Genomic DNA, 20398 nt, shown 5'->3' on the forward strand with positions numbered 1-20398 from the left:
TAAATAATCAAATCCAAAAATCTCATTATAGTTCCATGGCGGATGCTGCTGCTTCATCTACAAACCAGTGCAGTTCACCGTCCTGGGGCCTTATCAGCTGGGAAGGGAATTTTTCGGCATCGAAGGTGCCTTCGATCACATTTTTCAGGGTAAACGCTTTGCCTGCGCCGGTGGTAAGGAAAAGCACACAGGCGGCATTGTTTACTACCGGTGCAGTTAAGGTAATCCGGTACATATCCTGTGCCTGCAGGAAAAATGCCTTCACCCAGGATTTTTGCTCATGAACCACGGCTGTACCGGGAAACAGCGACAGGGTATGCCCGTCATCTCCCATACCCAACAACACCAGATCAAAAGTATTTTCTTCCTTTTTGAAATAGCTTTTCAGGATCTTTTCATATTCCGCAGCAGCAGCTTCCGGCTCAATGTCCGTACGCATGATGTGGATATGATCCGGATTCACGCCTACTTTATCCAGCAAAACATCAAAAGCCATGCGGGCGTTATTGCGCTCATCCTCAAAGGGAACGGCTCTTTCATCTCCCCAGAAAAAATGTATTTTTTCCCATGGAATAATTTGATTGTAGGGCGCTTTAGCCAACAACGCATATAATTGTTTGGGGGTATTGCCACCAGACAGCACAAATGTAAACCGCTCCTGCTCCTGCAATACATCCTGTATATAATTGCTGATCCACGCAGCCACGTTTTCACTTAATTGTGCGGGATCTTTTGCGATATGTAATTCCATAAAAAAGTAATTACTGATCAGACCAGGATTTATTTGATTTATTTATATGATAAACCTGGTTAGTGAAGATAGAAATGGATCATATTATATTTTTCTCCAGCTTTTTATCTCTGCTAACCAGGTTCATTTTTATATAAATCAGTTTAATCTGTAGGCTGATTTATTTAGTAGGTAAATTAATCCAGGTATGTCCATCACGGGCGATGAGTGCATCGGCATCATCCGGGCCCCATGAATCCGGTGCATAGTTGGGAAAGTCCTGCGGTACGCGGTTCTCCCATGTTTCCAGGATAGGCATGATCACTTTCCAGGCGGCATCTACCTGGTCACCACGCATGAACAGGGTAGCATCGCCTTCCATTACATCCAGGAGCAGTGTTTCGTATGCTTCCGGTGCATGTTCGCCGTTGGCGGCTTCATAGTTGAAGGTCATATCTACCGGGTCCAGGGTCATGGTCTGACCGGGGCGTTTGGCCTGAAAGCGGATACGGATATCCATTTCCGGCTGTATGCTGATGGTGAGCCTGTTAGGGCGCCATGTTTGTGCAGCTTCCTGTGGAAACGCGTAGTGAGGCGCTTCTTTAAACTGAAGGATAATATTGGTGGCCTTCTGGTGCAGGAATTTACCTGTACGCACGTAGATAGGCACGCCTTGCCAACGCCAGTTATCTATGTAAAACTTAACAGCAGCATAGGTTTCAATATTGGATTTCGGATCTACTCCTTTTTCCTGGCGGTAAGCCGGTACTTTATCTCCCTTCATCCAGCCGGCGGAATACTGTCCGCGTACCGCGCTTTCATGCACTTTATCAGGCGTAATGCGGCGGATAGCATTCAGTACATCCACTTTTTTGTTGCGGATTTCGTTGGCATCAAAGGATACCGGCGCTTCCATACCTACCATACAGAGGATTTGCAGGATATGGTTCTGCACCATATCGCGCAGGGCCCCTGCTCTTTCATAGTAGCCACCACGGCCTTCAAGACCCACACTTTCTGCGGCAGTGATCTGTATGTTATCTATGAAATTGCGGTTCCATACCGGTTCAAAAAGTGCATTCGCAAAGCGGAAAGCCAGGATGTTCTGTACCGTTTCTTTACCCAGGTAGTGATCTATACGATAGATCTGCTCTTCTGTAAATTTCACGCCCAGCAACTTGTTCAGCTCATGTGCGCTGTCCAGGTCATGACCAAAAGGCTTTTCTATAACGATGCGGGTACAGTGTTTGTCGCTGCACAGGTTAAGATCACCCAGTCTTGTAGCGATGTTCGGTACCAGCTGAGGCGCTACGGCCAGGTAAAAGATTACATTGGGATGTACACCCCATTCTTCTTCTTTTTCTTTTACCAGGTCTGTGATCTTACTGTAGGAAGCTGCATCTTCTGCATCCATCTGGATGTAGGATACATGTTTGTTGAAATCCTTCCAGTGACCGTTCTGCTCTCCCTTCCGGCGGGAAAACTTACTGATACCATCCAGCAGGTGGTTGTGGTATTCTTCGTTACTATAAGGGCTGCGACCCAGGCCTGCAATAGCAAATTGCTCAGGCATCCAATCATCTAAAAAAAGATTGTATAACGCAGGTGTTAGTTTCCGGTAGTTTAAATCGCCGCTGCCTCCGAAAATAAAGAGAATCGAAGCAGGAGGGCGTTTATGGATCTGCATATATTGAATTGAAGATGAACTTTATTTTATTATTGCTGCCATTCCGTGTGGAAGGTGCCCTCCATATCCGTACGCTGGTAGGTATGGGCGCCAAAATAATCACGTTGGGCCTGGATCAGGTTAGTAGCCATTCTTCCGGTGCGGAAAGCATCAAAGTATGACAGCGCCGACATGAATCCGGCGGCAGGAATACCTGCCTGTGCAGCCTGTGCTACTACACTCCTGGTATTACTTTCCACAGAAGCAACGAGGTAGGCAACCCCTTTATCCAGCAGAATGTTGGCCAGATCTGTATTTTGCTGATATGCCTGTGTAAATACTTCCAGCAGGGTAGAGCGGATGATACAACCGCCTCTCCATACTTTCACTACTTCCGGCAACGGTATTTCCATTTGCAGGTCGCGGGATGCTTCATACAGCATCGCCAATCCCTGTGCATAGCTCAGGATGGTGGCAAAATACAGGGCATCATGCACTTGTTTGATCCACATTTCGGTATCCGCATGAATGGTAGCATCCGGTGCTTTATACAGGGATGCTGCCTGCAGGCGCTGGTCTTTAAAACCAGAGAGGGTACGCATCGCTACGGCAGTGTCAATTACCGGTACGGCTACCGGCAACTCCATCGCATCCTGTGAAGTCCACTTACCGGTGCCTTTGGAGCCGGCTTTGTCGGAAATCACATCTACCAGGTGAGCATCGGTTTTATCGTCTTTCTGTTTAAAAATATCTGCGGTAATCTCAACAAGAAAGGATTGTAAAGCACCCTGGTTCCAGCTTTTAAACACTTCGTGCAGCTGGTCATTGGTCAATCCTGCACCTTTTTGCAACAAAGCATAGCTTTCACTGATCAGTTGCATAATGGAATATTCAATACCATTGTGCACCATTTTCACGTAATGCCCTGCTCCTTCTTTACCCAGGTAGGCAACACAAGGCGTTTCTTTTACTTTGGCCGCAATGGCTTCCAGCATAGGTTTTACCTTGGCATATGCCTCCAGGTCACCACCCGGCATAATACTCGGACCGGTACGGGCGCCCTGTTCTCCACCGGAAACACCGATACCCATAAAGTGGATACCTTTTTCGCGGAGGAACTTTACACGGCGTAACGTGTCGGTATAATGGGAGTTACCGCCGTCTATTACCACATCGCCCTGCTCCAGCAGCGGCAAGAGGGAAGCGATCACGTCATCTACCGGCTGACCCGCAGGTACCAGCATCATCAACTTGCGCGGACGTTCCAGCAGCTGTACCATAGTGGCCAGCTCGCCAACGCCTTTAACAGTTGTACCGGCAGTAGCGGCCGATTCCAGCGCAGCGTTCTTGGCAGCGTCTTTATCAAAGCCAATAACGGAAAAGCCATGATCCGCCATATTGAGCAACAGGTTTCTACCCATTACCCCAAGACCGATCATTCCAAAGTCATATAAGCTGTTTGCCATAATGTTGTTACTTAAAGAGTGTAAAAGTAGAAAAGAATTACCAATTGCAGACCAGGATTAAAGGATTAAAAGATTTACTTGATGGGTGTTTTGTTGGTTGTAGTTATATATATGTGCTGTTTCAGCTATATCAGCGGTTTAGTGTAGATTTTTTACAATCAAACAACAAATACCAGGATTAAAGGATTAAAAGATTTACTTGATGGGTGTTTTGTTGTTTGATTTTTAAAAAATAAAACACCTATCAGGTAAATCTTTTAATCCTTTAATCCTGGTCTGGTTTAGGCTGAGTTTCTTCCTGCATTGATAATCCCAAATGAGCAGCGCATAATCAGCTTCTCGTATGTTTCTTTATCCGGACTATCAGGTGCAGTATCCAGTTCGCGGATACTGGTCAGTGCGTATTGTTGAATGGTCAGCAACGGCAACACGATCCTTTCCCGCATCTGTATAGAGAGCTGATCTATAGGGCTGGCCTCCATCAGTTCGGATTCGCCGGTCAGGAGGAGCAGGTATTTTTTAGTGAGTTCAAATTCATCATAGATCATCTGCCATACTTCCCCATACTGCGGATGTTTGGCCAGATAGGCTGTCAACGGGAAATAGCTTTTCTTCATCGCCATCTCACAGTTATCCAGCAATGTTCTGAAAAACAGCGAGTGCTGGTAAAGATGTGTCAACGCTTTCCATTGTCCCTGGGCTTCCAGTTGCTGTAACGCGCTACCCACGCCATAGTAACCTGGTACATTCTGTTTCAGCTGGCTCCAGGCGCCTACATACGGCACTGCCCTCAGATCATTGAGATTCAGCTTGGCAGAAGAATTACGCTTGCTGGGACGACTGCCGATATTAGCCTCCGCATAATAACGAAGCGGGCTCGCATGATCCAGGTAAGCCAGGAAATGCGGATGGGTCTTTAATTTATTATAGGACTCATAACCCGCATCTGCCAGGGATTGCAGTAATCCTTCCTCTGCCTTGGTGAGGGTGACCGTCTTGGGTGAGAACAGCTCATTGCTGATGCCGGCATGTACCAGCTGCTCCATATTGAACTGTGCAGCATCCACGGTGCCGAAGTTGGAACTGATTGTTTGCCCCTGGATCGTTTGCTGAATTTCCTGGTTGGCAATGTTTCTGCCCATAGAAGCATAGAACTGGTGCGTTTTTCCACCACCACGTGCGGGAGGACCGCCACGCCCGTCGAAGAACACCACATCAATATCATATTCTTTAGAGATAGCAGACAATTCTTCTTTGGCTTTATAGATGCTCCAGTTGGCCATCAGGTAACCGCCATCTTTGGTACCATCCGAAAAGCCCAGCATAATCGTTTGTTTGCACTGACGACGGTTCAGGTGCTTGCGGTATTCAACATTTTCGTATAATGACTTCATCACCTGCCCAGCCATACGCAGGTCATCGATTGTTTCAAACAAGGGCACGATGTCCATTGTGATGCTATCCTTTTGCCAGCCAGCCAGCAGGAACATGCCATATACTTCCATCACACTCAGCACACAGGTACTGTGACTGATGATATAGCGGTTACAGCCATCTTCTCCGTTTACTTCCTGGATCTGCTTAACGGCCGCAATGGTTTGCAGGCAATCCCGGTGCAACGGATCTTCCAGCACCAAAGGATCTATAGCATGATCAATACGTAACAGGGCTTCAATTTTTGCCGCATCGTCCAATGATTCATAATTGTCGGGTAATGCGTCCGTCTTTTCTGCCACTGCACTCAGCAATGTTTCATGAATGGAGCTGTCCTGGCGTATATCCAGCGAAGCGAAGAAGAGTCCGAAGATCTCTACTTTGCTGATCAGGTTATCTACCAGGTGAACAAAAAGTCCGTTATGTTCGGTTACAATTGTTTGACGAATAGCTGTTAAGGTGTCCAGGATTTCCTGGCGGCTGATATCGGCTTTATGTCCCGGTATAAACAGGTTGCGGGATAATTTGGCTTCCAGTGCGGCCACTACGTTTTCCACCCCTTTGAAGGTGAGCCTGCGCCGGAGGTTACGCACCTCGCGGAAATAGCATTTCATCACCGAAGCGCGCAATGCAGCGGCCACTTCCACGGTGATAGCAGCATTCACAAAAGGATTCCCGTCACGGTCACCACCAGGCCAGAAGCCCATGCGGATTACCGGGTTATCGCTACTGATGGCACCGGGGAACTGCGCCCGCATAAAGGAGAGGATGCGTCCGCCGGCCCGGTAAAATATATTTTCAAGGAACCATACCAGGCTGATAGCTTCATCATATGGTGTAGGCTTTTCTTTTTTGAAGAAGGGTGTTTTACCCAGTTGCTGGAGGTACATATTTACCTCCGAAGTATTTTCTTCGATCAGTGCTTTAGAGAGATCATTAATAATACCCAGTACTTCGCCGGGATAAAACTGTGTAGGGTGTGCGGTGAGTACCAGTCTTACAGAAAAATCCTTCAGCTTCTCTTTTAGCTTATCCTGCGCCTGCTCCTGCATCACTTCTGATTGCAGGTGCCGGAGAGTGCCCGTACCCTGGAGGTCGCGGATATAGCGGAATGCGGCATCTTCCAGTGCATCAAATAATACCACCTGCCTTTCTGCATATTGTACAAAGCGGAATAAAAGATCCGTTTTCTGCTTTTCCTGCTGGAAGGTAGTGTACTGTTTAAAAAAGGAATCCATTATTTCCTGAGGGCTGTTGCCTTTGGCATAGCCCTCCTCACAATGCAGGAGGAATAAGGAAAGAAAAACACCTGTCTTTTCCACCCGGTGAAAAGGTAACGAGGTGAAAAGGCTATTATAAAGCTGGAACTTTGTACCAACAAGGTTCTTGAATTGTTGCAACGAGTTATTTACCGGCGCTTCCATACTAAAAATCCGTTTATAGTGCTGAAGAAGAGAACTAAGCGGCCGTTAAATTAATAATTATTCCGTTTAGTTGTTTATATATTAAACGCTTTATTCCTTGATTATTTTCCCACAGATGGTTTAAATGTTTGAATATTTTCTAATGAGACTTTAAAAAACAGGTATCCCGGCCGCGAAAAGCAGACCGGGATATGTTAGAATGGCGAATAAAGATTCCTACAGATTACAGCAAATGGATGCAGGCCGGGATAAGTAATTTTACTATTGCGCTAATATGAAATTTACGGGGAGGTTAAAAAATACAGCCACCTGTTGCCCGCTTTGTTTACCGGGTTTCCATTTAGGCATATTCCGCACTACGCGCATCGCTTCTTCTTCCAGGCCGCCACCTTTGACTGCACCCCTTGTTTTAACATCGGTGATGCTGCCATCACGATTTACAACAAACTGGATATACACCGTGCCCTGGATTTCATTGGACTGGGCCAATGAAGGATAACGCATATTTTTTTGCAGGTATTTCATTAACGCAGCTTGCCCACCGGGAAATTCCGGCTTAATATCCACAAAGGTCAGTGGTCCTTCCCTATCAGGTGCCAGCGGTGCTTCCACTACACTCCCACCCGGCTTACCGAACTCGGGTAATCCATCTGCCAAACCATCCGGATTGCCTACCTTATTTTCAAGACCAATTGCTTTATTTCCGATGTCGCTGAGCTTTGGTGGTTCGTCTTCCGGTCTTACCTCTTTATCTGGTGTTACCACCATTTTTGCGAGGCGCACGCTGGTAGCAGCAGGAGGGGGCGTATGCACCGCCGGGGGAGGAATAACCCGGTTCTCTTCCGGTAATTTCACCGTCATTAATTCCGTTATTTTTTCTGCTATAAATGGGCGGATAACATTTTCAGCAGCCATTAATTTATTATTCAGCACATATCCACCAATGATCATTAACAAGATGGAAGTGGTGCCCATTATTGCATTGCGAACGCGCACATCATAACGATTGCGCAATTCATAGGCCCCATAATCTTTGTTCCTTCCATCAAAAAGGATGTCGAGGAAATCATTCCCCGGGATTTTAATTGAGTCCATAATAATATGTTTCTAATTAGATGTGAGGGAGAAATATTTTCCATAAAAATTTGTGAAAAAGAAGGTTGGGGAAAAAGCAGTATCCGTATTGCCGGGAGCGTTATATAAAGAAGTCCCGGCACGCGACCGGGACTTACTGGCACTTGGAGCCTTACCTGAAAGCAGATGGTTCCTTGGATGTATTTAGGCTTTCCGAAAAACGTATAAGCGTTAGGGTTATATCATGAGCATAGATAATGCGATGTAATAATTAAATATTAATGGCTGGTTACTGATGGCAGAAAAAATATTGAAACAGAAAAGTAAGGAAGCAACTGCGGGGATGCCAGGAGGATGCGGGTAGGTACGTTACTGAAAAATTTACCACCAATAAATTTGCAGCATACCATCCCCGCAAGCCAAGCCAGGCATTCTATTTACAGCATACAGAACGCTAGTCTTTGCATTAGCAACAGCAACAACTACAATAGTAGCGCGCCGGCTGAATGTAACGGGAACAGGTATTTTTTTCCACTGATAATTGCGCGTGGGAACGCCGTCCAAAAACAGGAGTGTGCCATGTCATAGTGTATTGTATTTACACGATTCTTTTCAATATTGGCAGCAGCACCTTGCTGGTGGTCAAAGGTTGCCGGGAGCGTTGCCTTATACTCCCTGATGGTGGTAAACTTAATTAGTCTACTGAATTGGTAGACAAATATACATCAGGTTTTAATAATTCCAAATAACCCGGTAACTTTTTTTTGAAATAATTTCTACCGGCAATGATCCCGGTAATTATTAAATTCATAGTACTCATCACCTTCAATTCAATTCCGGTAATCCTTACTTTTGCGCCATGAAAGAGCATTTGAAGAACATCTTACTCATCATAGCCGGTGCGTTCATCTTCGCAGTAGGTATCAACTATCTTACTATCCCCAACAAATTATCAGAAGGCGGGGTGATCGGTATTACCATCGTTACCTATTATTATTGGGGCTGGTCGCCGGGAATCACCAACCTGGTCATCAATTCCGTACTGATTGCTGCCGGCTATAAACTGCTCGACAAACGTGGCATGTTTTATACGATCCTGGGCATCCTGTTTTGCTCACTGTTCCTATACATGACGGAAAACAACCTTACACCGGTGACCACCAACTCCATGCTGGCAGCCATCTTTGGAGGACTCCTGGTTGGCATCGGCGTCGGACTTGTATTTCTTTCCGGTGGCTCCACCGGAGGATCGGCCATCGTAGCCCGGTTCTGCAACAAATACCTGGGCTGGACCCTGGGCAATGCCATGCTGATCTTTGACGTAGTGGTAATCGCCAGTTCTGCCTTCATTATCGGCATTGAAAAAACGATGTATACCTTTATTGCCGTTTACATCGGCGCCAGGGTAATAGATTATATCGTTGATGGCCTGAACACCAAACGCGCCATCACCATCATCTCCGCCAATACAAAAGCCATCGCGGAAAAGATCACCGGCGAAATGAAACGCGGCGCCACCGTACTGCATGGGCACGGCGCCTACACACAGGCTCCCAAAGAAGTACTGTACGTAATAGTTGGTAAACAGGAACTGATGCACTTAAAAGCCCTCGTAAAGCAAGCAGACCCCGAAGCATTCGTTGTGATCCACGAAGTGCACGAGGTACTGGGAAAAGGCTTCTCTATGTAATCCTTATTGCTTGCCCGTCAACTTTTTTATCACCGCCACTTCTTCCTGGCTGTAAGGAGTACCATCCTTTCTGAAAATATCATGAAACCAGGGATTGGGCTCTCCCCCATCCGGCATTGGTTGATCCCAGGCGTAGATGGTATTTGTTTTACCCGCTACCAGTCCCCAGTTATAAGCACCGATATTTTCCTTTTTCAGCAAAGGCATAATGTTTTCAAAATGGCTGCCACGGGTGCGGGCCATATATTCTGTACAGATCAACGGACGGCCAAATGTGCGTAAGGTATCTATCATCCGCTGGTGTTGTTCCGGCGGACCATAATTATGGTAAGTGATCACATCTGAATTTTCCAGCTGAAAAGTACTCAGCTCTTTTAAATTCCAATCCCACACACCGGCAGACAAAGGCTGCTGCGGATTTACCTCGCGGCCCCAGTGGAATGCCTTTTCCAGTAATACCAGGCTTTTATTGCCGCTACCCTCATTACCCGGTTCATTATACAGATCCCATAATACAACACGGGAATCTTTACCAAAGGTGGTCAGTATATCCTTTACATATCTTTCCAGTGTATCCGTTAACGTTATATTCCTTTGCAAAGCCGGACCGGGGTCCTGTACCCATCCTGAATTATGAATGCCTGTTCTGGGAGCAGGCTGTGTACCGGCATGATACTCTTTGTTCCAGCAATCATCAAACAGCACAAACATGGTAGAGATCCCATGACCGTTTGCGATGGACAAATAAGTATCCACTCTTTTTTTAAATCCTTCCGGATCAGTTAGCCAGGCCAGGTGATGCAGGTATACCCGCATGGAGTTTAACCCGATGGAAGCCGCATAGCCCAGCTCCCTGTTGATAGTAGTGGTATCAAAAGTGGCGGCCTGCCACATTTCCAGCTGGTTTACAGCAGTGCTGGGGATAAAGTCGCTCCCCCGCAGCCAGCCCTGGCCGGCATACCACTGCTCCGCCTTTTCTTTAGACCATACCGTTCGCTCCTCTTGGGCACAGCCCATCTGAAGGAGGGAAATAACTATTATCAGTAACGTGAAAAATCTTTTATACATGTTTTACGGGTTTATCAGGAACACTTAAAATAATAAATTTTCACCAGCGCAGTGCGGATATTGTGCAGATAAATAAAAAAGGTTTTTGGATTTTGTAAGATAGATGTCTATATTGTAGACGCTCAAACGCTAATTGCACACCTTACCATCTTATCAACCAACTCAATTAGGGGAAAATGACACAAGGCTCCCAACGATTTCTACCGCTGGACGTATTCCGCGGCATGACAGTCTGTTTCATGATCATTGTGAATACCGGAGGCACCGGTGGTACCTATTGGCCACTGGATCATGCTGCCTGGCATGGCTGGACACCCACAGATCTGGTATTCCCTTCCTTCCTTTTTGCCGTAGGTAATGCCATGAGTTTCAGTATGCGGAAATACGAACAGATTGGCAATTCGGCTGTATTAGGAAAGATTTTCAAACGCACACTTATTATTTTTTTACTGGGATACCTGATGTACTGGTTTCCATTTGTTCAGAACACACCCGATGGTCTGAGCTTTTCGCCATTCAGTCATACCCGCATCCTGGGCGTGTTGCAACGCATCGCACTCTGCTATTGTATCGGCTCTCTCATGATTCATTATCTGTCAAAAAAAATGGTATGGACCATCAGTACCCTCTTCCTCTTTGGGTATTGGGCTATTCTCTGGTATACCGGCACACCCGGCGACCAGTATGGCATACATGGTAATGCCGGACTGGCATTAGACAGATGGGTAATGGGCGAACCGCATATGTATCATGGTGAAGGCTTCGCCTTTGATCCCGAAGGGATACTGAGCACCATTCCAGCTGTTGTGAACGTTATTGCAGGCTATTATACCGGTTTGTTTATACAACAACAGGGAAGAACAAAACCCGGATTGTTGCGCCTCGTTTTTGCCGGCATCCTCTTTATTGCACTGGCATATGCCTGGAATACTGTATTCCCTATCAACAAAAAATTATGGACCAGCTCCTACGTACTGCTCACAGTAGGCATCGACCTGCTGCTGCTGTCCTTGCTGATCTTTGTAATAGATATGCTCGGCTTCAGTAAAGGGAGCGGATTTTTTACGGTATTTGGTAAAAATCCGTTGTTCCTCTATCTCCTGTCTGAAATACTGGTCACCGTGCTCTTTTTTATTATGATCAATGGTTCCTCGTTATACGATTGGATCAATGAACATATTTTCCAGCCTTTATCACCGGGAAAATTCGGGTCACTCCTCTTCTCGCTGGCTTTTATGCTGGTATGCTGGCTGGTAGGATTTATACTGGACAAAAAACGCATTTACGTAAGAGTGTAAATATTTACGAATTTTGTGATGTAGGAATTTAGGAGTTTTGTTGTAAATAACTAAATCGCAAAATTCGTACATCACAAAATTCGTAAATATTTTATTATGGATCTTTCTTTAAAAGGAAAAACCGCGCTCGTATGCGGTAGTTCACAGGGCATAGGACTTGCTACCGCTATAGAATTATCGTTGCTGGGTGCGCGTTGTATCCTGCTGGCAAGAAATGAAGACCGGCTGAAAGCCGCCGTAGCATTACTGGATACCACATCCGGACAAACACATAGCATTGAAACGGCAGATTTTTCCGATGTTGCTGCCATTACAAAAGTGGCCATCGCCATAGCAGCCAGAGAGCCGGTGCATATCCTGGTAAACAATACCGGCGGGCCTGCCAGCGGACCAATATTATCTGCTACCGCAACGGCTTTTACGGATGCCTTTTCACAGCATGTGCTATGCAACCAGGCATTAACGCAGGCATTGGTACCGGGTATGATCCTGGCAGGTTATGGTCGTATCATCAATATCATTTCCACTTCTGTAAAAACACCGCTCAAAAATCTGGGCGTATCCAATACCACCCGATGGGCAGTAGCTGCATGGTCCAAAACACTGGCCACCGAGCTGGCGCCGCACGGTATCACCGTAAATAATGTTTTACCGGGTTCCACTTCCACGGCCCGGCTGGATAGCTTGTTCAAGAGTAGCGCCGCCGCCCGGAATGTAGCACCGGAAGTAGTAGCAACAGAATGGCTGAAAGAAATTCCGATGAACAGGTTTGGCGAAGCCCATGAAATAGCCGCATTGGCAGCTTTTCTGGCCGCGCCTGCCGCCGCCTATATTACAGGCACCAGCACCGCGGTGGATGGGGGCAAAACACCGGTGATGTAAAGTCGCCGGATTAAACTAAATGGCTGCTCCGGTGTTAATGGATACATACCCAACCAAACGATCTCGATATGAAAGTTGGCTTATTTATTCCATGTTATATTGATGCAATTTATCCCGAAGCTGGTATTGCCACGCTGGAATTGCTGGAGCGTTTCGGCGTGGAAGTTGTTTATCCGCTCAATCAAACCTGCTGTGGACAACCTATGGCCAATGAAGGGGATCAGGAGCATTCTGCCGCAGCTGAAAAACTCTTCGTAGAAAATTTCCGTGAATTTGAATATATCGTTGGCCCCGCAGGCAGCTGCGTAAAACATGTAAAACACCACCTGGACGCCATTCCACAGGACCAGGATGTACTTAACGTACGGTCACGCACATACGAATTGGTAGAATTTCTTCATGATATATTGAAAGTAGAAAGTTTTCCCTGGGCTTATTTCCGCTATAAGGTAGGACTACACAACAGTTGCAGCTCCATACGCGGTTTAGGTATTGCCCTGCCTTCCGAAATAATGGGTACTCCTTTCAACAAAACAGCCAGGTTATTGCAAATGGTGGAAGGGCTGGAACTGGTGCCTATGGACCGTCCTGATGAATGCTGTGGTTTTGGTGGCACCTTCTGTGTAACTGATGAAGCGGTGAGTGCCAGCATGGGCATCGACAAGATCCATGACTATGTACGGCATGATGCAGAATTTATCGTTTCTCCGGATATGTCGTGTCTGATGCACCAACAGGGCATTGCACGCAAAGCCGGTATTGATATGAAATTCTTACACGTGGCACAGGTATTAAATGGTGGGCCCTTTTAATAATTTTTTTTATGGGAGATGAAAAAAAAATAGATGTCGCTGCACACGCTGCTGCATTTATTAACCAGGACGATATTCATGAACCGATGCATGATAAAAACCTGTGGGCAGCGCGCATGCGGCGCGATGATGCCGCCAGGGAAGTGCCCGAATGGGAAACATTGCGACAGCTGGCATCCCAGATTAAAGAACATACGCTTACCCACCTGGATCATTACCTGGAAATGTTTGAAACCAATGCCATTAAAAGAGGGGCAAAAATATACTGGGCCAGGGATGCAGCAGAACACAACCAACACGTGTGGGACATTCTACAACAAAAAAATATAACATCCGTTATTAAAAGTAAGTCGATGTTGCAGGAAGAATGTGGCATGACGGCCTTCCTCGAAAACCGTGGTATCACTGTAACAGAATCGGATCTGGGCGAACGTATCCAGCAACTGGACGATCAGCCTCCCAGTCATATTGTAATGCCGGCCATCCACAAAACACCCAAAGACGTTGCCGCCTTATTTGCCCGCACTATTGGTACCGATCCTGCTAATGAAGATCCCCATTACCTGAATGAGGCCATGCGCGACAATGCCCGCAAGAAATTTCTGAGCGCCGGCGCTGGTATGACAGGCGCCAACTTCGCCATAGCCGAAACCGGTAGCTTTGTTGTTTGTACCAATGAAGGGAATGCAGATATCGGTACTTCCGTACCACCCGTACACATCGCGAGTATAGGTATTGAAAAACTGTTGCCAAAAGTAACGGACCTTGGCATCTTCATCCGGTTGTTATCGCGCAGCGCGCTGGGCACACTGGCTACGCAATACACCTCACATTTCAGCGGGCCTAAAAAAGAGGGCGAGCTGCATATCATACTCACCGATAATGGCAGGAGCAAGCGGCTGGGCATGCCTGATTTCTGGTCTTCCCTCAAGTGCATCCGCTGCGGTGCATGCATGAATACCTGCCCTGTATACCGCCGTAGCGGCGGCCTTTCATATGGCGCTACGTATTCCGGTCCTATCGGAATCATACTCGATCCTACTTTCGATGAATCGAAGTATAGTGAGCTTCCCTATCATTCTTCGTTATGTGGCTCCTGTACGGAAGTATGTCCGGTGAAAATTGATATCAGTGATCAGATCCTGAAGTGGCGTAAAGTGATGGCAGCCAAAAAATATCTGCCCATTAACAGGCGGTTGGCTTTCGGTACTGCCGGTAAAATTTTTGAGCATCCGCAATTATTCCGCAATATAGAAGCGGCGGCCAGTGGCGCGATGCGCTTCACGCCGCATTTTCTGCTGTACAACAGGGTATTAAATCCGTGGGGGCGTCACCGTGAGTTGCCGCATTTTGCAAAGCAAACTTTCCGCGAATGGTATTTACAATATAAAACAAAAGATAATGGACAGTAATGCCCGCAACCAGGTATTGGCTGCTGTTCGCAGCCAACAGCCAACAGAAAAAGTAACCTATCCCGTTATTCCGGTGTTTACTACAACCATCACCGCATTATTACCGGCATTTGAAGAACGGTTAAAAGAAGCCGGCGGAGAAATTTTCCATCCCGCAGGAGCCGCAGCAGCACAGGATTTGCTGGCACAGCAATATCCTGACGCAAAAGTGATATGTTCTGCTGCCCCTGAAATCAGGGGTAACCGTGATATTCATGCGGTTAAAAATCCGAATGAACTGGCAGATGTAGATGTAGGTGTTATCCGCGCCAGGTTTGGCGTTGCGGAAAACGGGATGGTATGGCTTACCCAGGAAGACCTTGTTCACAATGCGTTGGGATTTCTTTCCCAGCACCTGGTGATCCTACTCTCTCCTGCTGAAATAGTAACAGATATGTACGATGCATACTTACATGTACATCTCGAAGATACCGCGTATGGCTGTTTCATGATGGGACCTTCTGCTACCGCAGATATTGGGGCTGTGCTGGTACATGGCGCACAGGGCGCCAGAAGCCTGCGTGTATACCTGTTTTAAAATATCCTGCGTGCTTTAATACAGGCAACAAAAAACCTGATTGAAATAGATAGATACAAGTGGAAAACCATGGTTGGTCATCTCTTCTATCTACCAGATCAATCAGGTCAAATTCTTTAATCCTTCAATCCTGGTTTAGTACATATCAAACCACACCTTCGTGGTTAGCAGATCCGCACCCTGGCGGGCTACGGCAGCTTTATAGTTATTACCGTTCAGTGCCTGTTCGCTGGATGGATAGGTGAAGCGCAAAGGCATTTTACCATTTAAAGCACCGGTGTAAGCAGGCTTCAGTTGCGGGTAATCCAGTCTTCTCCATTCTGCAAATGCTTCCAGTCCTTCTCCGAAAAGGGCCAGCCACTTCTGTTCTCCGATAGACTTTTTATAGTTAGCAGCATTGTATGCTACCCCAGGTTGTGCGATATAAGCAATTACTTCCGTAGCAGGAATATCATATTGTGCGAAAGAAGCAGTGATGGCTTTTTTGTAGTAATCAGCCGCATTGCCGCTGATCAGGTTGCGTTGTGCAGCTTCTGCCAGGATAAACTGTTGCTCGGCATAACTAAACAATACAGCCGGCGCCATGGTGGCAGTAAATACAGCACCTGCATCAACAGTTTTAGTGAAACCCAGCCTGGCCGCAGAATCAGTAGCCAATCCGTTGGTTACACCAATGAACACATTGGTATCTTTTGCGGGTGCTACGTATATGCTTAACCGTGGGTCATTCAATGCGGTGAGTTTATCTACAATAGTTTTACTTGCGCGGTAATCGTTGCGGGTTTCGCGGTTACGTCCTACAGGATTCTGATTGGGAGAAGCCAGGTAGTTGAGCTGTACATCACCATCCTTATCTGTCAGCAGCAGGTTGCCGCCGGCAGCCACATCATCAAATACAGCTTTGGCAGCAGCGAAGTCGCGGTCTGCAATACGCAGGGCTATACGCAGGCGGAGACCATTCGCAAACTTCTTCCATTTTTGTATATCACCATGCAACAGCACATCCCCTTGTATGGCAGTAGGGCCGGTAGCCTGATCCACCGCTGATTTCAGCTCTGCAAGAATACCGTTATAAACTACACGCTGGCTGTCATATACCGGTGTAAGATATTTTTCAATATTGGCGGTCTGTGTATAAGGCACATCCCCATAGAGATCCGTCAGCACCTGGAAAATCCAGGAGCGCATAACAATAGCGGGGATTTTGTAGTTAGGGTTTTGCAGGCTGTCGCTCAATTGTGCGAGGGTAGTAAAATCTTCTACACCCTGTGCATAAAAGTTACTCCATACATTTTGTATGCTGGTAGAAGCGGGTATATAACGATCGGGATCTGTATACTGGATCTTTGCCCAATACTGGATGTAGAGCAATGAACTTTCCATCGAAGCATCTGTTCCCCAGTAGGTATCCACATTCGATTTTATGCCGTTACTCAGCAGGTAATCGGGTTCCAGGCTGGTGGGTTCATTCGGATTTTTGTTCACCCGCTCCAGATCTTTCTGGCAACCGGCCAGTAAGAGTGCAGTGAATAATATATAGCAAGGTATCAAGAACTTTTTCATATCCGGTCAAAAATTAAAATGAAACATTCAGGTTAAAGCCTATGCTGCGGGTAGTAGGTATCTGCAGGGTTTCAAGGCCCTGGCCATTACCGGTATTAAACGCAGTTTCAGGATCAATGTTAGGCACATTCTTTTGCAGGTATCCCAGGTTCCTGGCTACCAGCGCCACATTCACCGCTTGTAGTCCCCATCTGTTGATCAATGATTTAGGTAAGGCATAACCCAGTTTTACTTCACGCAGCTTAATGAAAGAAGCATCGTAAACGCTGCTTTCATTCACACTGCTGTTGTATACGCCTTTATAGTAGCTTGCTGCCGGCAGAATAGTGGTGTTCTTGCTTCCATCTCTGTTATATCCGTCGAAGATCATTCCATCATGTTTTACCACGGCGTTATTTGGTGCGGTAGCATTGTGATCAGCCAATTGAATATTCTTTCCGTTGTCTACATAGTAAGGCAGACCGCCATGCTCTTCATCTCTGCCGGGCAGGGACGCTTCCAGTACGCCGGTGTAAATACCGGTGTAGTTGGTACCTGACCAGATAGAACCACCCTGTTTGGTGTCAATGAGGAAGCTCAGGCTGAAACCCTTGAAGGCAAAGCTGTTGGAGATACCACCTGTCCATTTCGGTGTATAGTAACCCAATACTTTTTTATTGGGATCAATAGCCGGTGTACCATCTCCATTCACGATAATCCTGTTCTCTCCATCACGCAGAAAAGCCTTGCCATACAACGCGCCATACTTTTTACCCTTGCTGGCCAATACCTGGATATTACCGGAACTACCCAGTACATAATCATTCAGGAAACCTTCTCTATCCAGCTCTATAACTTTACTCACGTTACGTGCGTAGTTGATGTTTACATCCCAGCGGAAACCAGAGCGTGTAGTGATGGGCGTTAGTCCAAGCATTACTTCTACCCCGTGGTTATTAATCTCCCCTGCATTGAGCAGTTTTTTGAGATAGCCGGTAGTAGGACTTACATCCGCCAGTAATATCTGGTTGCGGCTATTAGAGTTATAGTAGGTAACATCCAGCCGTGCGCGGTTTTCGAAGAACCCGGCTTCTATACCTACCTCTGTTGAGGTAGTGATTTCCGGTTTGAGATCTTTTTTCAGGAACTTGTCAGATACCGTCAGTAAAGGATTTTCGCCGAATGGCTGGTTAAATGGATAGGTATTGATGAGCTGATAAGGATCGGTATCTTTACCTACCTGTGCCCATCCACCACGGAGCTTCAGTAATGTCAGTACATTGCTTTGAATATGCAAGGCATCTGAAAGTACCAGGCTTCCATTTATAGATGGATAGAAGTAAGCGTTGTTGCCACTTGGCAAAGTAGAGGACCAGTCGTTACGTGCAGTAACATTCACAAACGCATAGTTGCGGAATGCCAGTTGTGCTGATCCGAAAGCACTGTATACTTTTTGTTTGCTGAAGTAGCTGGTAGATAACAACGGATCACGGGAGTTATTCAGCGTATATACATCTTTCACGGCCAGTTTGGGCGCCTGTTGGTAGTTCTGTTCAAACTGGTTGGTGCGGAGGTTTCCACCCGCCAGTACATCAATACTAAAATCGCTGCTGAGTTTTTTCTTTGCATTCAGTGTAAACTCGCCGTTGGTTTCTCCTACAGCATAATTATCTTCTGTATAAGAACCAAAAGGAGTACCGTTCGTATAATATGCTACTTTATATTTTCTTCTGTCCTGGTAATAGTCAGTACCTATACGCAGATTAGCCGTCAGCCAGTCCTGTATTTCGTAAGAAAGCCTGGCGTTACCAAAGAAGCGGTTACGCAACTGGCCTACTGTATTTTCATGCTGGATCCAGTATGGATTACTATAGTAGCTGTGGTTCCAGTTGTAGTCGGTACCATCTGCATTTTTATAGTCTTTCAGACGGCTAACATCTACCTGGCGGCCAAACCAGATGAACTGAAGGGTAACGCTGTTACCACGTTTGCCATCAATGCCGGGGAGATTATCCGCGCTGCTGCGTATATAATCCGCATAGGTGCTGAGTGTCAGCTTAGGGCTGATACGGAAAGTATTGCTGGCAGTAAATGTATTGCGGGTAATGCCGGTGTTGGGAAGGATACCTGTTTGTTTGGTATTGTTATAAGAAAAGCGGTAATCAATTTTTTCGTTGCTGCCACCTACGGACAATCCATTATTTAACGTATAGCCGCTCACGTAGAAATCTTTCACGTTATTCGGATGCGGTACAAAGGGTACGGCTTCGCCGTTGGAGAAGAATTGCGGAATGAGACGGCCATCCATCTTCGGTCCCCAGCTTTCGTCGGTACCATCGTTGATACCACCGCCTTTACCATCTTTATAGGAAAATTGTCCGCCGGCGCCTTGTCCGTATACATTCTGAAAATCGGGCAGGATCAATACATCTTCGAAAGTGGCGTTTGAATTAACGGTAATACCTAACCCGCCGTTGGTATCTTTTCCTGTTTTTGTTTTGATAAGAATCACACCGTTAGAAGCTCTTGAGCCATACAATGCGGCAGCGTTAGGGCCTTTCAGTACGCTGATGGAAGCGATATCATCTGCATTCACATCGGCGATGGCATTGGCAAAGTCGCGGCCAGTGCCTATTCCGAGCTGACTGTTATCTACGGGAATACCATCCAGTATAAAAAGCGGCTGGTTATTTCCTGCGATAGACGTTTCACCGCGGATCACGATCCGGGAAGATCCGAGGTTGCCCTGGCTGTTGGTAACCTGTACCCCTGCTATCTTTCCGGACAATGCATTCACCAGGTTGGTTTCTTTTGCTTCCGTAATATCTTTCGATTTTAATTCCTGTACTGCATATCCCAATGATTTTTTTTCACGGGAGATGCCCAACGCGGTTACTACTACTTCCTGCAATTTGCTGTCACTGCTTTCCAGCGCGATATTGACAACACGATTATTATTAACTGCTACAAATGCTTGCTGGAAGCCGAGGAAAGAAACCTGTAATGTATCTGCCGAAGACGCGCTGATCACATACTTACCATCCGCATCCGCCTGCGTACCCTGGTTGGTACCTTTTATCCTTACTGTAGCGCCGGGAATCCTTTGTGCATCGCTGCGGGAAGTTACTACACCGCTCACACGGATTTCCTGGGCAATACTCTGCTGCAGCCACAGTAAGCCGGGCAGCAGGCATAAAAGCCTTTTCATGTATTTCATGCTTTGTTGTTAATTTATTGCTAGTGCTGGTTGATGCGGATGATGGCCTTTTTCCGTTGCCCCAGGCTGGTTGTTATACCCGGTTATTGATGGGTATTTGACTACC

15 protein-coding genes are annotated in these 20398 nt (G+C 46.5%); 7 read left to right on the top strand and 8 right to left on the bottom strand.

Annotated features, from left to right (window positions below; translation table 11 throughout):
* Window positions 1-25 precede the first annotated feature (25 nt).
* From pgl to ABQ275_RS20465, 5 genes are all read right to left on the bottom strand, one after another.
* A complete protein-coding gene (gene pgl, locus ABQ275_RS20445) occupies window positions 26-751 on the bottom strand; it encodes a 6-phosphogluconolactonase (protein WP_349315008.1) in 726 nt (241 codons plus the stop codon).
* Window positions 752-911: 160 nt separating this feature from the next.
* Window positions 912-2417 (bottom strand): glucose-6-phosphate dehydrogenase, encoded by a 1506-nt coding sequence (zwf, locus tag ABQ275_RS20450; RefSeq protein WP_349315009.1) that lies wholly within the window; start codon window positions 2415-2417, stop codon window positions 912-914.
* A gap of 29 nt (window positions 2418-2446) precedes the next feature.
* Window positions 2447-3862 (bottom strand): NADP-dependent phosphogluconate dehydrogenase, encoded by a 1416-nt coding sequence (gene gndA, locus ABQ275_RS20455; protein ID WP_349315010.1) that lies wholly within the window; start codon window positions 3860-3862, stop codon window positions 2447-2449.
* A 281-nt stretch (window positions 3863-4143) separates the two neighbouring features.
* A complete protein-coding gene (locus tag ABQ275_RS20460) occupies window positions 4144-6720 on the bottom strand; it encodes a phosphoenolpyruvate carboxylase (protein ID WP_349315011.1) in 2577 nt (858 codons plus the stop codon).
* A gap of 261 nt (window positions 6721-6981) precedes the next feature.
* Entirely contained in the window at window positions 6982-7815 is an 834-nt protein-coding gene (locus ABQ275_RS20465; protein WP_349315012.1) for an energy transducer TonB, read from the bottom strand.
* A 52-nt stretch (window positions 7816-7867) separates the two neighbouring features.
* On the opposite strand from ABQ275_RS20465, the gene ABQ275_RS20470 reads away from it, so the two are divergent.
* On the top strand, window positions 7868-8002 hold the full coding sequence (locus tag ABQ275_RS20470; protein WP_349315013.1) for a hypothetical protein: 135 nt from the start codon (window positions 7868-7870) through the stop codon (window positions 8000-8002).
* Window positions 8003-8653: 651 nt separating this feature from the next.
* Entirely contained in the window at window positions 8654-9484 is an 831-nt protein-coding gene (locus tag ABQ275_RS20475; RefSeq protein WP_349315014.1) for a YitT family protein, read from the top strand.
* A gap of 3 nt (window positions 9485-9487) precedes the next feature.
* Here the strand turns inward: ABQ275_RS20475 and ABQ275_RS20480 are convergent, their stop codons facing one another.
* Complete coding sequence (locus ABQ275_RS20480) at window positions 9488-10552, bottom strand: cellulase family glycosylhydrolase (protein ID WP_349315015.1); 1065 nt, start codon at window positions 10550-10552, stop codon at window positions 9488-9490.
* Between the two features lie 176 nt (window positions 10553-10728).
* Here ABQ275_RS20480 and ABQ275_RS20485 point away from each other — a divergent pair, with 176 nt between their 5' ends.
* From ABQ275_RS20485 to ABQ275_RS20505, 5 genes are all read left to right on the top strand, one after another.
* On the top strand, window positions 10729-11850 hold the full coding sequence (locus ABQ275_RS20485; RefSeq protein WP_349315016.1) for a DUF5009 domain-containing protein: 1122 nt from the start codon (window positions 10729-10731) through the stop codon (window positions 11848-11850).
* Between the two features lie 96 nt (window positions 11851-11946).
* Entirely contained in the window at window positions 11947-12732 is a 786-nt protein-coding gene (locus tag ABQ275_RS20490) for an SDR family oxidoreductase (RefSeq protein ID WP_349315017.1), read from the top strand.
* 68 nt (window positions 12733-12800) lie between these two features.
* Entirely contained in the window at window positions 12801-13544 is a 744-nt protein-coding gene (locus ABQ275_RS20495) for a (Fe-S)-binding protein (RefSeq protein ID WP_349315018.1), read from the top strand.
* Between the two features lie 11 nt (window positions 13545-13555).
* Window positions 13556-14956 carry a lactate utilization protein B gene (locus tag ABQ275_RS20500; RefSeq protein WP_349315019.1) on the top strand — a complete coding sequence of 467 codons (1401 nt, stop codon included), beginning with the start codon at window positions 13556-13558 and terminating at the stop codon, window positions 14954-14956.
* Window positions 14946-15533, top strand: coding sequence for an LUD domain-containing protein (locus ABQ275_RS20505; protein WP_349315020.1), 588 nt, complete (start codon window positions 14946-14948; stop codon window positions 15531-15533). Before ABQ275_RS20500 ends, ABQ275_RS20505 begins: the two co-directional genes overlap by 11 nt.
* A gap of 135 nt (window positions 15534-15668) precedes the next feature.
* Here the strand turns inward: ABQ275_RS20505 and ABQ275_RS20510 are convergent, their stop codons facing one another.
* Both ABQ275_RS20510 and ABQ275_RS20515 read right to left on the bottom strand, forming a co-directional pair.
* On the bottom strand, window positions 15669-17096 hold the full coding sequence (locus ABQ275_RS20510; RefSeq protein ID WP_349315021.1) for a SusD/RagB family nutrient-binding outer membrane lipoprotein: 1428 nt from the start codon (window positions 17094-17096) through the stop codon (window positions 15669-15671).
* Window positions 17097-17109: 13 nt separating this feature from the next.
* Window positions 17110-20292: a SusC/RagA family TonB-linked outer membrane protein gene (locus ABQ275_RS20515; RefSeq protein WP_349315022.1), complete on the bottom strand. Its 3183-nt coding sequence runs from the start codon at window positions 20290-20292 to the stop codon at window positions 17110-17112.
* Window positions 20293-20398 lie beyond the last annotated feature (106 nt).

Origin of the sequence: Chitinophaga sp. MM2321 (genome assembly GCF_964033635.1) — a bacterium.
Classification (GTDB): Bacteria; Bacteroidota; Bacteroidia; order Chitinophagales; family Chitinophagaceae; genus Chitinophaga.